Source organism: Mesobacillus sp. LC4 (genome assembly GCF_053543455.1).
This window is the reverse complement of record NZ_JBGCUB010000012.1, coordinates 44,401-58,791: the sequence shown is the minus strand read 5'-3', so window position 1 is coordinate 58,791 and position 14,391 is coordinate 44,401. Positions and strand designations below refer to the sequence as shown.

The 14,391-nt window shown below is 43.4% G+C and carries 10 protein-coding genes, 10 tRNA genes and 1 rRNA gene; 18 read left to right on the top strand and 3 right to left on the bottom strand.

What is annotated here, in order from left to right:
- Positions 1-114: 114 nt before the first annotated feature.
- From rrf to rocF, 12 genes are all read left to right on the top strand, one after another.
- Positions 115-230, top strand: a 5S ribosomal RNA gene (gene rrf, locus AB5I83_RS22230).
- 78 nt (positions 231-308) lie between these two features.
- Positions 309-383, top strand: a tRNA-Asn gene (locus tag AB5I83_RS22225).
- 42 nt (positions 384-425) lie between these two features.
- Positions 426-498: transfer RNA gene (locus AB5I83_RS22220), tRNA-Thr, on the top strand.
- 18 nt (positions 499-516) lie between these two features.
- Positions 517-591, top strand: a tRNA-Glu gene (locus AB5I83_RS22215).
- Between the two features lie 3 nt (positions 592-594).
- Positions 595-670, top strand: a tRNA-Val gene (locus AB5I83_RS22210).
- Between the two features lie 39 nt (positions 671-709).
- A tRNA-Thr gene (locus AB5I83_RS22205) sits at positions 710-782 on the top strand.
- Positions 783-881: 99 nt separating this feature from the next.
- Positions 882-966, top strand: a tRNA-Tyr gene (locus AB5I83_RS22200).
- A gap of 54 nt (positions 967-1,020) precedes the next feature.
- Positions 1,021-1,095: transfer RNA gene (locus AB5I83_RS22195), tRNA-Gln, on the top strand.
- Positions 1,096-1,250: 155 nt separating this feature from the next.
- Positions 1,251-1,323, top strand: a tRNA-Lys gene (locus AB5I83_RS22190).
- A gap of 71 nt (positions 1,324-1,394) precedes the next feature.
- Positions 1,395-1,469, top strand: a tRNA-Gly gene (locus AB5I83_RS22185).
- 4 nt (positions 1,470-1,473) lie between these two features.
- A tRNA-Ala gene (locus AB5I83_RS22180) sits at positions 1,474-1,549 on the top strand.
- A 964-nt stretch (positions 1,550-2,513) separates the two neighbouring features.
- The gene (gene rocF / locus AB5I83_RS22175) at positions 2,514-3,410 is read left to right on the top strand and encodes an arginase (RefSeq protein ID WP_448978573.1); all 897 of its coding nucleotides are present in this window, start codon (positions 2,514-2,516) and stop codon (positions 3,408-3,410) included.
- An 82-nt stretch (positions 3,411-3,492) separates the two neighbouring features.
- Here the strand turns inward: rocF and AB5I83_RS22170 are convergent, their stop codons facing one another.
- Entirely contained in the window at positions 3,493-3,663 is a 171-nt protein-coding gene (locus AB5I83_RS22170) for an aspartyl-phosphate phosphatase Spo0E family protein (protein ID WP_448978571.1), read from the bottom strand.
- A gap of 244 nt (positions 3,664-3,907) precedes the next feature.
- On the opposite strand from AB5I83_RS22170, the gene sigW reads away from it, so the two are divergent.
- From sigW to glmS, 6 genes are all read left to right on the top strand, one after another.
- Positions 3,908-4,471: an RNA polymerase sigma factor SigW gene (gene sigW / locus AB5I83_RS22165; protein ID WP_167834292.1), complete on the top strand. Its 564-nt coding sequence runs from the start codon at positions 3,908-3,910 to the stop codon at positions 4,469-4,471.
- Positions 4,472-4,487: 16 nt separating this feature from the next.
- Positions 4,488-5,141: a zf-HC2 domain-containing protein gene (locus AB5I83_RS22160; RefSeq protein ID WP_448978569.1), complete on the top strand. Its 654-nt coding sequence runs from the start codon at positions 4,488-4,490 to the stop codon at positions 5,139-5,141.
- Between the two features lie 343 nt (positions 5,142-5,484).
- Positions 5,485-6,312, top strand: coding sequence for a diadenylate cyclase CdaA (gene cdaA / locus AB5I83_RS22155; protein ID WP_448978567.1), 828 nt, complete (start codon positions 5,485-5,487; stop codon positions 6,310-6,312).
- Positions 6,305-7,537 carry a CdaR family protein gene (locus tag AB5I83_RS22150; protein WP_448978565.1) on the top strand — a complete coding sequence of 411 codons (1,233 nt, stop codon included), beginning with the start codon at positions 6,305-6,307 and terminating at the stop codon, positions 7,535-7,537. The genes cdaA and AB5I83_RS22150 overlap by 8 nt, the downstream gene beginning before the upstream one ends.
- Before the next feature lie 36 nt (positions 7,538-7,573).
- The gene (gene glmM / locus AB5I83_RS22145) at positions 7,574-8,923 is read left to right on the top strand and encodes a phosphoglucosamine mutase (protein ID WP_448978563.1); all 1,350 of its coding nucleotides are present in this window, start codon (positions 7,574-7,576) and stop codon (positions 8,921-8,923) included.
- A gap of 516 nt (positions 8,924-9,439) precedes the next feature.
- Entirely contained in the window at positions 9,440-11,242 is a 1,803-nt protein-coding gene (gene glmS / locus AB5I83_RS22140; RefSeq protein ID WP_448978561.1) for a glutamine--fructose-6-phosphate transaminase (isomerizing), read from the top strand.
- A gap of 370 nt (positions 11,243-11,612) precedes the next feature.
- Here glmS and AB5I83_RS22135 read toward each other — a convergent pair whose 3' ends face one another.
- Both AB5I83_RS22135 and AB5I83_RS22130 read right to left on the bottom strand, forming a co-directional pair.
- The gene (locus AB5I83_RS22135) at positions 11,613-12,530 is read right to left on the bottom strand and encodes a nuclease-related domain-containing protein (RefSeq protein WP_448978559.1); all 918 of its coding nucleotides are present in this window, start codon (positions 12,528-12,530) and stop codon (positions 11,613-11,615) included.
- A gap of 124 nt (positions 12,531-12,654) precedes the next feature.
- Positions 12,655-13,719: a M14 family zinc carboxypeptidase gene (locus AB5I83_RS22130; RefSeq protein WP_448978557.1), complete on the bottom strand. Its 1,065-nt coding sequence runs from the start codon at positions 13,717-13,719 to the stop codon at positions 12,655-12,657.
- Positions 13,720-14,391 lie beyond the last annotated feature (672 nt).

The window sequence follows — 14,391 nt, the reverse complement described above, 5'->3', positions numbered from 1 at the left end:
TTTCTTCTTACAACATTATCTAGTTTTGAGGGAATAAAGTTTTTGTGAAAGCAAAAAAATACCTCTTGAAAAATGCATAAAAGGCAGTATAATAAATATTGTCCTTAAAAATTGTCTGGTGGCGATGGCGAGAAGGTCACACCCGTTCCCATACCGAACACGGAAGTTAAGCTTCTCAGCGCCGATGGTAGTTGGGGGTTTCCCCCTGTGAGAGTAGGACGCCGCCGGGCGATGATGCATGATCATCTTAGATTACTCTAAGATATGGCATTCGAATCATCTGCAAGAGTTATGAAAATTATCATTATTCCGCAGTAGCTCAGTGGTAGAGCACTCGGCTGTTAACCGAGCGGTCGTAGGTTCGAATCCTACCTGCGGAGCCATTATCTCTAAATGACGAGAGTCGTTTGAGCTGGCAGCAACATGCTTCCATAGCTCAGCAGGTAGAGCACTTCCATGGTAAGGAAGAGGTCAGCGGTTCGAGCCCGCTTGGAAGCTCTGAATATATTATTATATGGCCCCTTGGTCAAGCGGTTAAGACACCGCCCTTTCACGGCGGTAACACGGGTTCGAATCCCGTAGGGGTCACCATATGGAGGATTAGCTCAGCTGGGAGAGCATCTGCCTTACAAGCAGAGGGTCGGCGGTTCGATCCCGTCATCCTCCACCATTATTTTTTCACGCAGTGAAAATAATCTACATTTACCATGCCGGTGTAGCTCAATTGGTAGAGCAACTGACTTGTAATCAGTAGGTTGGGGGTTCAAGTCCTCTTGCCGGCACCTTCTTTCTAACTTATCTGAATGAATTTCAGCGCAAAGATGCGAAAAATCCCGAAAAGGATTTTAAGCATGAATTAGTTTTAGGAAGTTGTATTATGTGGAGGGGTAGCGAAGTGGCTAAACGCGGCGGACTGTAAATCCGCTCCCTCAGGGTTCGGCGGTTCGAATCCGTCCCCCTCCACCATTTTAATACATATTAAAATTGGACAAGCTACTAATGTCCTTTTTATTTTTTCATTGGGCTATAGCCAAGCGGTAAGGCAACGGACTTTGACTCCGTCATGCGTTGGTTCGAATCCAGCTAGCCCAGCCATTTTTTGAGCCATTAGCTCAGTCGGTAGAGCAGATTGCTCGCTGCATTGAGTTTTCTTCCTGGCAATCTGCGAGAAAGGCCGGAGGTCTTTTGAGCATCAGATGCGACAGGGAAATATAAATTGGTGGATACAACCTTAGTTCCACTTCAACTTTGAGCCATTAGCTCAGTCGGTAGAGCATCTGACTTTTAATCAGAGGGTCGAAGGTTCGAGTCCTTCATGGCTCACTCATGTTAAGACCCCTAAGAATGAACTTGTCCTTTATTTTTAGGGGTTTTATCTATTATAATAAAAACATGCGGAAGTAGTTCAGTGGTAGAATACAACCTTGCCAAGGTTGGGGTCGCGGGTTCGAATCCCGTCTTCCGCTCCAAAATGGGGCCTTAGCTCAGCTGGGAGAGCGCCTGCCTTGCACGCAGGAGGTCAGCGGTTCGATCCCGCTAGGCTCCACCATCACACTACATAAATACCATTTCAGTCATAAATCCAATTGGGTTTATGGCTTTTTTATTTTCATTTTAGAACGGTTTTAAGTTATAAAAATTAAAGGAGATCAAAGTTCAGAAAGACTTTAAGGAGTTGCTCTAATAGATGCTGTTATTGTGACAGCTTTTTAGGAAAAGAGGCCAAAGCTGTCAAAAAAAGCAGTTATTATGACAGGTTTCAAGATGTAGAGCTCAAAGCTGTCAAGAAAGCGGAGTTATTGTGACAGGTATCAGGATGTAGAGAAGAAACCTGTCAAGAAAGAGCAGCTATTAAGACAGGTTTCAGGATGTAGAGCTCAAGGCTGTCAAGAAAAAGCAGTTATTGTGACAGGTTTCAAGGAGTTGAAGTCAAAGCTGTCAAGAAAGCGGAGTTATTGTGACAGGTTTCAGGATATAGAGGCCAAACCTGTCAAGAAAAAGCAGTTATTATGACAAGTTTCAAGATGTAGAGCACAAAGCTGTCAAGAAAGCGGAGTTATTGTGACAGGTATCAGGTTGTAGAGGAGAAAGCTGTCAAGAAAGCGGAGTTATTGTGACAGGTATCAGGTTGTAGAGGAGAAAGCTGTCAAGAAAAAGCAGTTATTGTGACAGCTTTCAAGGAGCAGAGCTCATAGTTGTCAAGAAAGCACAGTTATTGTGACAAGTTTCAGGAAGCAGAGCTCAAAGATGTCAAGAATGCACATTGCAATGCAATATGCTTTAATTTTTCCATCAATCAGTTCTATAACTGCACGTAATCAGGCGGGAACTTCCTTGTTGCTTCTCGCCTTAACTGTTCAAATCCTCCCTATATTATGGTTTTACGGATACTTCAATGTATAAATTCACTCAATTCTAAACCGTATATATATTCATGAAACTGTCCAGTTGAGTCATTTGAATGAAAGCGTTTAAAATAGGGGGTAGACGAGAGATAGCAAGGGGGAGAAATAATGAAGAAACTTTCGATTATTGGCATGCCTATGGATTTGGGTCAGATGAGAAGGGGAGTCGACATGGGCCCGAGTGCGATCCGTTATGCTGGAATAAATGAAAGACTGAGAGTGTTATTTGATGAGATAGAGGATTTGGGAGATATAGCTGTTGGCAGACCTGAGGTAAAAGTTGATCCTAATAGCAATCTGCGCAACCTGGAACTGGTAGCGGAAAAAAATAGTTTGCTTGCTGATGAGGTACACAAGATTATTGAATCAGGGTCATTTCCGCTTGTATTAGGCGGTGACCATAGCATTGCGATTGGGACATTGGCGGGTGTATCCAAACATTATAAGAACCTGGGTGTCATTTGGTATGATGCGCATGGAGATTTGAATACAGCGGAAACTTCTCCGTCTGGTAATATACACGGAATGCCACTGGCAGCGAGCCTTGGTTTGGGTCATGAGATGCTGACGCAATTAGGTGGGTTTGCACCGAAGGTAAAGCCTGAAAACATTGTCATTATCGGAGCGCGTGCACTGGATGATGGTGAAAAGGACCTCATCAAGGAAATGGGCATTAAAGTGTTCACGATGCATGAAATCGATCGTCTCGGAATGGCTGCCGTCATTGAGGAGACGGTCAACTATCTTAAAGATAAGACGGATGGCGTCCACCTTTCACTCGACCTGGATGGCCTTGATCCAACCGATGCTCCTGGTGTCGGTACGCCGGTAACTGGAGGAATCAGTTATCGTGAAAGCCACCTGGCGATGGAAATGTTAGCTGAAGCGAAAGTGATTACATCAGCTGAATTTGTCGAAGTCAACCCAATCCTTGATGAAAAGAACAAGACAGCTGTCGCAGCAGTGGCATTGATGGGTTCTTTATTTGGGGAAAAACTTTTGTAATGCTCATATAGTTTTGGAATAGAATCATATTAGCACGCAAAAATAGGAGCAGCGGCCAAGTCTGGCTGCTGCTCTCTTATTATTAATATAGAAATGTCTTTTTTGAAGTTAAGTGATCATATTTATTTAGCAGATGGTCGAGTTTAATGCTCATGTCTACAACCCCTTGATTTGACAGCGAGGTTTTTGAGGCTAATTCAACCATTTCTTTACGACAATTTTCAATATCCTTCAACAACGTATTTGCACACACTAATAGTTCCTCGCTTTCAATAAAATATAGTTCATTTATACCCCTTATAAAACTTTTTAAACCAAAATGGTAATAATTTGTTAATATAAAGTTATCGTGTTTTTAGATTTTTTTCGCAAAATAAGTCAGTTAGTTGATAATTTTGTCATTAAAATACATAAATAAAGTTTTTATAAAAAAAACGAAACCTTTTACGGAATCGATTCGTATATCGATTAGCCGCATGAAGCGCGGAGGTAAAATAATGGAGACAATCGTTAAACACAGAATAAAGCAAGTACTCAAGGGAGACCAGAATGCCTATGGAGAGATTGTTGAGGTATACAAGGACAAGGTATTCCAGCTTTGCTACCGTATGCTTGGGAATCGGCACGAGGCAGAAGATATTGCACAAGAGGCATTTATCCGTGCATATATCAATATTAACAGCTTCAATCAAAACTTGAAGTTTTCAACATGGCTGTATAGAATTGCGACTAACCTATGCATTGACCGGATCCGCAAAAAGAAACCCGATTATTTCCTTGATGCGGAAGTGCCTGGAACAGAGGGCTTGACAATGTACTCCCAGGTTCCATCTGAAACACCTTTACCAGAGGATGAGGTTGAAAGTATCGAATTGCATGATACGATCCAAAAAGAAATTTCAAAACTACCCGATAAATATCGATCGGTCATCGTATTAAAGTATATTGAAGAGCTCAGCTTGAATGAGATCAGCGAAATACTGGATTTGCCGCTTGGCACAGTGAAGACGAGGATTCATCGAGGAAGAGAAGCCTTAAGGCAGCAGTTGCGACACGTATAAGGTGAGGTGAAAGAATATGAAATGTCCAGAACAATTTATCGACTATATGCATGAATACTTAGATGAAGAAATTTCCGAAGAACATGAAAAGGTTTTAAGAGAGCACCTGCAAAGCTGTAAAGATTGCCAGGAATACTTCAGGGAGCTGAATAAAGCAATTGCGCTTGTACAGAGCACCTCTCACATCCAGGCGCCAGAGGATTTTACTTCAAAGGTCATGGCTGGGCTTCCTAAAGAAAAAAAGAAGACCGAAATCCAGCGTTGGTTCCGGAGCCATCCATTGGTAACAGCGGCCTCGCTTTTCCTGGCATTAATGACAGTCAGCATATTTTCAACCTGGAATGAAGATCACCAGTTTTCAGTATCGAAACAGCCAAATTTGGTAGTTGAAAATGATACGGTCATCGTGCCTGAAGGGGAAGTTGTAAAAGGGGATGTTGTAGTCAGGAATGGCAAGGTGAAAATTGACGGCGAGGTTCAGGGGAATGTCACAGTGATCAACGGTGAGTTGATCAGTGGTGAGAATTACATGGCATCTGCCGGAAATGTCACTGGTGAAATAACAGAGGTCAATGAAGTGTTCGAGTGGATTTGGTACCATATTAAGAAGACAGCTAAAAACACGGCAGATCTTTTTGAGAACGACGAAAAAGAACAGTCATTCCAATAGGAATGGCTGTTTTTTAAGCAATTTTAGAAAGGAATCCGGTGAGGACCCCCTGTCAAGGACACTGCAATTGACATCATTATTAATTTGAATAAAGCTTATGGTATAATAAAAAAGTTACATTTATTTATAGCTGAAGTGGATTTTTTTCAAAAGGCGATTTCGCCCTTTATGAATGATACATCTCATTTCAAAAGGCTTAGGAGCAACTTTTTGCTGAGTTTACCAGCAACCCCGAAGCCAATCTACTTTTTAACAATATAGCCTTATAAAAAAGGCTGATGAACCTTCCGGCGATTTATGATTTTGCCTGAAGGAGCCTTACTAAACTACTGGAGGAAGTGCAATGTCGTTTGCGGATTTCGATTTTTTAGAATATCTAGCTAATATTGTTGACATTCTCCTGGTTTGGTTCGTCATTTACAAGCTGATTGCAATTATTCGAGGTACGAAGGCTGTCCAGCTTTTAAAAGGGATTTTTGTCATCCTGATTGTAAAGTTTATCAGTGATTACTTCGGATTGAATACGCTCAGCTGGATGATGGAACAAGTACTAACCTGGGGATTCCTGGCCATTATCATCATCTTCCAGCCTGAATTGCGGCGGGCACTCGAACAGCTCGGCAGAGGGCGGCTTTTTTCCAGATCAGGTCTGCAGGAAGAGGAAGACGAAGAGAAGATGGTCGAGGCCATTATCAAGGCCACCGATTACATGGCTAAGCGCCGGATCGGAGCATTGATCTCAATTGAAAGAGAAACAGGAATGAGTGATTACATAGAAACAGGCATCCAGCTTCAATCAAGAATCTCTTCTGAACTGTTGATCAATCTTTTCATACCGAATACGCCGCTTCATGATGGAGCTGTCGTGATACAGAAAAACATCGTTGCCGCAGCGGCTTGTTATTTGCCGCTGTCAGAAAGTCCGTTCATTTCGAAGGAACTCGGTACAAGGCATAGGGCCGCACTCGGTATCAGTGAAGTAACCGACAGTATCACGATTGTCGTTTCTGAGGAAACAGGCAATGTTTCAGTCACCCGGAATGGCGAACTTTACAGGGACTTGAGCGGGGAAACGCTAAGGGAACTGCTCACAGCCGAGCTGGTTTCACCATCAAGAATCAAGCAGGCAGCTTCTACCCGCTGGAATTGGAGGGGGAAGAAAAATGGATAAATGGATGGATAATCCCTGGTTCATAAAAGTTGTTGCCCTGGTTCTTGCTGTCCTGCTTTTTGGATCTGTACCGAAAAATGATCCTGATAAGCCCGGTGATGTGAATGTGCCATCAGATGAAAAGGTAGAGATTATTGAAGACGTACCGGTAAAAAGAATATATGATACCGATACTCTAGTCGTATCAGGCGTTCCTGAAACGGTTTCCGTCACGCTGCAAGGACCGAAAAATCTTGTGCAGCAGGCGAAAACACTACGGAACTTTGAAGTGTTCGTTGATTTGACGGATGCCGAAATCGGCGATCAGCGAGTACCGATCACGATTAAAGATGTCTCAGACCGCCTGACTGTTACCATTGAGCCTGGGTATGCAAATGTATCAATCCAGGAAAAGGTTACGAAGGAATTCGGAGTGGAGGCAGAATTCAACGGAAATATAGTTGAAGAAGGCTATATTGCTGAGAAGCCGACAGTTAAGCCTAACAAAGTCAAAATAACAGGTGCCAAGGATGTTATCGATAGAATCACTTATGTAAAGGCTACTGTGAATTCATCCGCAAAAATCTCGGATACAATCACACGAGAGGCGAGTGTCCTGGCCCTTGATAAGGACATGAATAAATTAGATGTTATCGTTGAACCTGGAGTCGTTGAAGTAACCATCCCGGTGAAGAGCTCGAGTAAAAAGGTTCCGATTGATATTGTACGTAAAGGGACTCCTCCAAGTGGGGTAACGATCGATTCTATCACTTTGGAAACGAAGGAAGCTGAAATCATCGCTGATCCAGCTCTTCTTGAGAAGTTCGATCAAGTAAGGGTTGAGGTGGATGTCAGCAAGATTGATGAGGATACGGAACTCACCCTCCCAGTCATTATTGGTGAAGGAATTGTCCAGGTTTCTCCTGAAACAGTTAAAGTGGCCGTTAAAGTCACTAAGGCTTCCGAGAGAAGTATATCCAATGTTCCCATTGAAATTGATGGGAAAGGTGACGGCTATGAAGTCGATTTCCTTGATCCTGCAAATGGTCAGGCTAACCTGACTATATCAGGGCCGAGTGATATTGTTTCCGCCCTTTCATCCGATGATTTTAGGATTCTGATTGATGTGTCGGAACTGGATGAGGGAAATCATGAAGTCGACTTGATAGTGACAGCACCCCAAAATATAACCTGGAAATTGGCTAAAGAAAAAGCCAGTATATCGGTTGCGAAAAAAGATGCGTAATTGACTGCAATTTTCATACAAGGAGAGATTTTAAGAATGGGTAAATATTTCGGTACAGACGGAGTACGCGGTGTTGCGAACAGCGAATTAACGCCAGAATTGGCTTTCAAGCTAGGCCGCTTTGGAGGCTATGTCCTGACAAAGGAGCATGATCGCCCTAAGGTATTGATCGGAAGAGACACTCGTATTTCGGGACATATGCTTGAAGGAGCACTGGTTGCCGGCCTATTATCAATCGGAGCGGAAGTCATGAGGCTCGGCGTCATCTCTACTCCAGGGGTCGCTTATTTGACAAAGGCACTTGGGGCACAGGCTGGCGTCATGATTTCTGCCTCTCATAACCCAGTTGCAGATAACGGGATAAAATTCTTTGGACCGGACGGATATAAGCTATCTGATGACCAAGAGAATGAAATCGAACAATTGATGGATATGGAAACAGATGAGCTGCCTCGTCCTGTAGGTGCTAACCTCGGACAGGTGAATGATTACTTTGAAGGCGGCCAAAAGTACCTGCAATACCTTAAACAATCAGTTGATGAAGAATTCACTGGGCTGCACATCGCACTTGACTGTGCACATGGAGCAACGTCATCTTTGGCTACGCATTTGTTTGCTGACCTTGATGCTGATACTTCCACAATGGGCGCATCGCCTAACGGCCTGAATATCAATGATGGCGTAGGCTCGACACACCCTGAGGCACTTGCTGAATTCGTCAAGGACAAGGGAGCGGATTTAGGTCTTGCTTTTGACGGGGATGGCGACCGCCTGATTGCGATTGATGAAAAAGGAAACATCGTTGATGGCGACCAGATCATGTATATCTGCGGGAAATTCATGAAGGAACGCGGCCAGTTAAAACAGGGTACAGTCGTTTCTACTGTAATGAGTAACCTTGGTTTTTACAAAGGCCTTGAGGAAAACGGTGTGCAGAGCGTCCAAACGGCTGTTGGCGACCGTTATGTAGTAGAAGAAATGAAAAAGAATGGCTATAATCTCGGCGGCGAGCAGTCAGGTCATATCATTTTCCTGGACTACAATACAACAGGTGATGGCCTGCTGACAGGTCTGCAGCTTGCCAACATTATGAAAGCAACTAAAAAGCCGCTTTCTGAACTGGCAGCGGAAATGAAGAAATATCCGCAGGTTCTTGTAAACATCCGTGTGACGGATAAGCACCACGTAACAGATAACGAGAAGGTAAAAGCAGTAATTGAAGAGGTTGAAGCGGAAATGAACGGCAATGGCCGTATCCTTGTCCGTCCTTCCGGAACAGAGCCATTGGTACGAGTCATGGCAGAAGCAGCAACAGCAGAGCTTTGCCAGGAATATGTAAACCGTATCGCAGCGGTTGTTCAAGAGGAAATGGGCTTAAAAGAATAGAATTCAGTCATATGCATAAGGGCTTCAAAGCACAAAATAGAGCCCTTATGCATATTTATTTAGGAAGAGAGTTTTTAGCAGTCTTGTAAAGGGTATTTGTATGGGAAGGCTGTTTTCCTTTGAATTTCTATTGACGGATGGGTTAGTATCATGTATGATAATCCTGTTTTTGTAAAAGGCTGCTTTTTGCCTTGAAAACAACTTATCGAAAGGTGGGCAGAGGTAGATCAATGGAAAATTAAAGCGCCAGGACTAATCCTTGAACGGAAATGTGGATTAGTTGACGAGGTGGAGGTTTATCGAAGTTTCGGCGGATGCCTCCCGGCTGAAAGCACAGCCGCGAATTTCATCTTCAAAACATTAGGGCAACTTAATGCACAAAAAGATGGGGATGCTAAAACTAAAGAGGATTGGATTTACGAAGTCTGACCTCAAACCAATTATATGAGATAAGGGGGCAAGCTGCCCCTATATAAGAGGCTTCTTGCCCCCTGTCGTACAGGAGGAAAAGAAGTTATGTGTGGAATCGTTGGATATATCGGAAATTATGACTCGAAAGAGATTTTATTAAAAGGCCTTGAAAAGCTTGAATATAGAGGGTATGACTCTGCGGGAATCGCAGTCATGAACGAAAAGGGAGTTCACGTTTTTAAGGAAAAAGGACGCATTGCGGATCTTCGCAACGCAGTGGATAACGGTGTAATGGCGAACGCTGGTATCGGCCATACTCGTTGGGCGACTCACGGTCCTCCAAGCAAGGTGAACGCTCACCCTCATCAAAGCTCAACAAGCAGACTGACTCTTGTTCACAATGGTGTCATCGAAAACTATGATCTATTGAAGCGCGAGTATTTGCAGAATGTCGAATTGAAGAGTGAAACAGACACTGAAATTATCGTTCAGTTAATCGAACTGTTCGTAAAAGAAGGTCTGAGCTTAGAAGAAGCGTTCCGTAAGACGCTGACACTTTTACATGGTTCATATGCACTTGCCCTTATAGATGAGCAAAATGAAGACACTATTTTTGTGGCGAAAAACAAGAGCCCGCTTCTTGTCGGCCTTGGCGATGGCTTCAACGTTGTTGCCAGTGACGCAATGGCAATGATCCAGGTAACAAACCAATATGTTGAACTGATGGACAAGGAAATGGTCATTGTCACGAAAGATGAAGTGACAATCAAGAACCTTGATGGAGAAGTGATTTCTCGCGCTCCTTACACAGCAGAGCTTGATGCAAGCGACATTGAAAAGGGAACATACCCTCACTATATGCTCAAGGAAATCGACGAGCAGCCGCTTGTGATGCGTAAAATCATCCAGAACTATCAGGATGGCGAAGGCGCACTTGAAATCGATTCTGACATCGTTAAGGCTATGAAGGATGCAGACCGCATTTACATCATCGCTGCAGGTACTTCATACCATGCTGGTCTTGTTGGCAAGCAGTTCATCGAAAAATTGGCTAAGATTCCTGTTGAAGTCCACATCTCAAGTGAGTTCGGCTACAATATGCCGCTTCTATCAGAAAAGCCATTGTTCATCTTCATCTCACAAAGCGGAGAAACTGCGGATAGCCGCCAGGTTCTTGTGCAAGTGAAGGAGATGGGCTACAAAGCATTGACGATTACGAACGTTCCTGGTTCAACGCTTTCCCGTGAAGCAGACTACACTCTTCTACTTCACGCTGGTCCTGAAATTGCGGTTGCTTCAACAAAAGCGTACACAGCACAGCTTGCTGTACTGGCAATTTTAGCAGAAGTAACTGCTCGCGGAATTGGCCATGAAGTTGATTTTGATCTTGTACAGGAATTAGGAATCGTAGCGACAGCAATGGAAGCTCTTTGCGACGACAAAGAAGAATTCGAAAGCATTGCACGCGAATACCTGACTGTCACAAGAAACGCATTCTTCATCGGACGCGGAATCGACTTCTACGTAGGACTAGAAGGTGCGTTGAAGCTGAAGGAAATCTCGTACATCCAGGCTGAAGGCTTTGCAGGCGGCGAGCTGAAGCACGGAACCATCGCCTTGATTGAAGAAGGCACACCAGTCATCGCCCTTGCTACACAAGAATTCGTTAACCTGAGCATCCGTGGAAACGTCAAAGAAGTCGTTGCCCGCGGAGCAAACCCGTGCATCATCTCCATGAACGGACTGGAAACAGACGAAGACCGCTTCGTCATCCCAGAAGTGCACAGCCTATTAACACCTCTTATCTCAGTAATCCCGCTGCAGTTGATCTCATACTACGCAGCGCTGCACCGCGACTGTGACGTCGATAAGCCGCGTAACCTGGCTAAATCGGTTACGGTTGAATAATATAGAGTTTTTATTGGAACCTAGCCAGCGTGGATTTGCTGGCTGGGTTTTTTGTTTGTCATTTCTATAAGCCCAAAACGAGGAGGAATCCGCGAAAAGGTCACATAGAAAAATTCTATAAGCCCAAAACGAGGAGGAATCCGCGAAAAGGTCACATAGAAAAATTCTATAAGCCCAAAGCGAAGAGGAATCCGCGAAAAGGTCACATAGAAAAATTCTATAAGCCCAAAGCGAAGAGGAATCCGCGAAAAGGTCACATAGAAAAATTCTATAAGCCCAAAACAAGGAGGAATCCGCGAAAAGGTCACATAGAAAAATTCTATAAGCCCAAAACGAGGAGGGAACCCCAAAAGGTCATATAGAAAGCAAATCACTTACTATTATCTTCGAAATACTGATGTCTCTTTTGGCCGGTTACATTAAGGTTTTTAGTTAGTATTTGTCTTATAACCTTTCTTGAAATCGCGCCATTACTCCATTCGTACATCAGTGTAGTGGTGATCTTCTTATTAGGAAATAGTAATTTGATTTCTCTAATACTACGCAATATGGCCGCATCAATTTTTTCATGACTGCCGCAATGACTGCAGACAAACTCCCTTTTCACAACCCGATCCACAAATGAATGACACTCACCACAAGCTATCCCCTTTTTCAATTGCTCATACTCATACTTCGGCAATCGTTTATAGGGGTTATCCACTGTATGCAACGCAAGCAGTTTGTCGGCAATCTTTTGATGGAGATTATTCAGTGCGGATTGTCTTTTATTCAATTTTTTCATGAAGCGGTTGAGCTGGCTAGGTAAAATGATGGGTGCATTCTTGGGGGCCTGGTACAGGGTGAACTCGGGGTTGATGAATAAGACATAGGATTCAATCTCAAGGTGAAAGCCGAGGCTGGAAAGTAGTTGGCGAAACAGAGAGGTATTGCGTTTTAGTTGGAGCAGGGGGTCTTTGATTTCTTCGCCATGGATTATTTTAAGACGTTCGTCTTCGTAGTAATATTCCCCTTCGAAATCTTTAACTTCGAATAGTAGAAGTTTATTCTGAGTAATGACACTGGAATCAATCTGGAACGTGGTGCTGCTTGCCTCGAGGAGAAGGTCGTTCAGGGTCAGGTTTTGGATCTCAATGCTTTTCATCCATAGATCATACTTGACTTCACCCTCATAGCCTTTCCTCAGCCTATAATGTCTTTGTTTTTCTTTTTCCGTAAAATTCATTCGTGGTTCCAGGAGATTCATGATTTTCAATTCGTCTGGTTCGTACCGGGTTTTTAGTATCATAGTCCACATCCTTTCAGGTTATATTCTGATGTAAAAAATGCCAAATATCCAGTGAACATTTTAAGGCGAAAAAGCCTGCCGATCTCGACCGGCAGGCTAATTGCATATGGTCACTGCAAATATCTTACTCGTCAGCTTCTTCGTTCTGCCTGTTTGTCTGTTCAGGCAGCGTATCCCAGAAGCTAGTATCCATTGTTTCAATAGAATCGTCTGCAATGGCTCTGACTGCCGCATCCAAAGTGGTGATGGTCTGCTTGATCAGGTAGCCGTTGCTCTTTTGGCCAAGTGCATAAGGTTCGTAGTAATGGTCGGACATGCCGCGCATTTCGAATAATAGAGTCGAGATGTCATAGCGGACAGCCGCTCCGTTACGGCCAATGTTTTCCCCCGTACCGCCGCGATATTTGCCGATATGGCCCCAGCCAGTATCTTCAAGTGCATTATAAACGACTGCACCAAGCTTCTTGGAGCCTTCAAGCACCTCTGGCTTCACATTTTCATTTGTAGGATACAGGATCGATCCAGAAACAAGTTCACCTTCTGTTTCACTGAGTGTGCCCTGGTGATGAAGGTCGATCATGTAATCGATATCATATTTCTCAAAAACATTTTCATGAAGCGCGCGTGCTTCTGGTTCCATATCGCTTGTTTCTTTTGCGTGCTCACGATTTAGGTCAACATAGTTAGCATTGTAGCGGGTAAGGTGGCGATCGCCATCTGCATGGTAATCCTCAAGTGAGAAGTCGACATCGCCCATCGCTCCGTCCGCGTTCAGCATCGGGATTACAAGGATATTCACATTATCGAGTACGCCGCTTGTTTTACCAGTTCCTAAGTGTTTAATGAATTCAAGCGCACCTTCTGTTGTCAGCTGCTCGTTGCCATGCTGCTGAGTCAAGAACAAGATTGTTGGGTTTTTCGGATTGGAAATATATTTTGCCATGTGAATATCGCGGCCTTTGACAGTCTGGCCAATCACTTCTAGCTCCATGGCCTCTTGTTTGGCATCTTGAGTCTTTAAGTAATCTACTAAGCTTTCATATGTATGCAGAATCGATGTTTGTACGGATCCATTTCCGGCACTCGGGCCATTTCCAACCGCGCCAGCAGGCAACGCCACCGCCGTCACCGCACCAAGAGCCATCATGCTTGATAAAGAAACAGATAGAACCTTCTTTTTCAAAGTCATTGTCATTCCTCCTATTAAACTAGATTCAACTCTATTTTACGGAATATTATAAAAACAATTAATAGAGTAAGATGCCTATTTTATAGACAAATTTCGGGACGCTAAATAAGTAGTTTGGATAGAGTTTAATCTTCAAATAATTGGGTTTTCTAGGAAAAAGGTAATGAATGATCAAGAAGGGGAATAGAAAAAAGCGTGCCATACGAAGCACGCTCTGGTAGGAGATGACAGTTTGAGGCTGAGCGGAAAAAATAAAAAAGCCAGGAAACCCAGCTTCTAGATCTTTGTAAGTTCTTCCTCGAAATAAAAGGTACTCGGATACTCTTTTACAGTGTATGAATATCTTTTCATGTTTTTCACGTATTGGGATTTCATAATGGTCACTGTTTCACCGGTTTCTTTGATACTGACACTTTGACCTATTTTGTAAAGGTTGCTTGCGCTTTTCAATTACCCACGCCCTTTCATGTTCTCTCCATTATACCACAGTTTCTGGCTAACTATTGATATTCCATTATGGTCTTTAGGAACTTTATTTATAAAACCTATTTTTGGAAAATCCCTTAAGGCTTGCACTATCCTTTCAGTTCTGTTATTCTTAGGAAGAATTATTTTTGTTCGGTATGCAAGGAAAGAACATGCACTGCTTGATTCGCCTGGATATCACTGAGA

Coding starts and splice junctions, on each gene's coding strand:
- rocF (WP_448978573.1), top strand. CDS start 2,514: ATGAAGAAACTTTCGATTATTGGCATGCCTATGGATTTGGGTCAGATG.
- sigW (WP_167834292.1), top strand. CDS start 3,908: ATGGAGACAATCGTTAAACACAGAATAAAGCAAGTACTCAAGGGAGAC.
- AB5I83_RS22160 (WP_448978569.1), top strand. CDS start 4,488: ATGAAATGTCCAGAACAATTTATCGACTATATGCATGAATACTTAGAT.
- cdaA (WP_448978567.1), top strand. CDS start 5,485: ATGTCGTTTGCGGATTTCGATTTTTTAGAATATCTAGCTAATATTGTT.
- AB5I83_RS22150 (WP_448978565.1), top strand. CDS start 6,305: ATGGATAAATGGATGGATAATCCCTGGTTCATAAAAGTTGTTGCCCTG.
- glmM (WP_448978563.1), top strand. CDS start 7,574: ATGGGTAAATATTTCGGTACAGACGGAGTACGCGGTGTTGCGAACAGC.
- glmS (WP_448978561.1), top strand. CDS start 9,440: ATGTGTGGAATCGTTGGATATATCGGAAATTATGACTCGAAAGAGATT.
- AB5I83_RS22135 (WP_448978559.1), bottom strand. CDS start 12,530: ATGATACTAAAAACCCGGTACGAACCAGACGAATTGAAAATCATGAAT.
- AB5I83_RS22130 (WP_448978557.1), bottom strand. CDS start 13,719: ATGACTTTGAAAAAGAAGGTTCTATCTGTTTCTTTATCAAGCATGATG.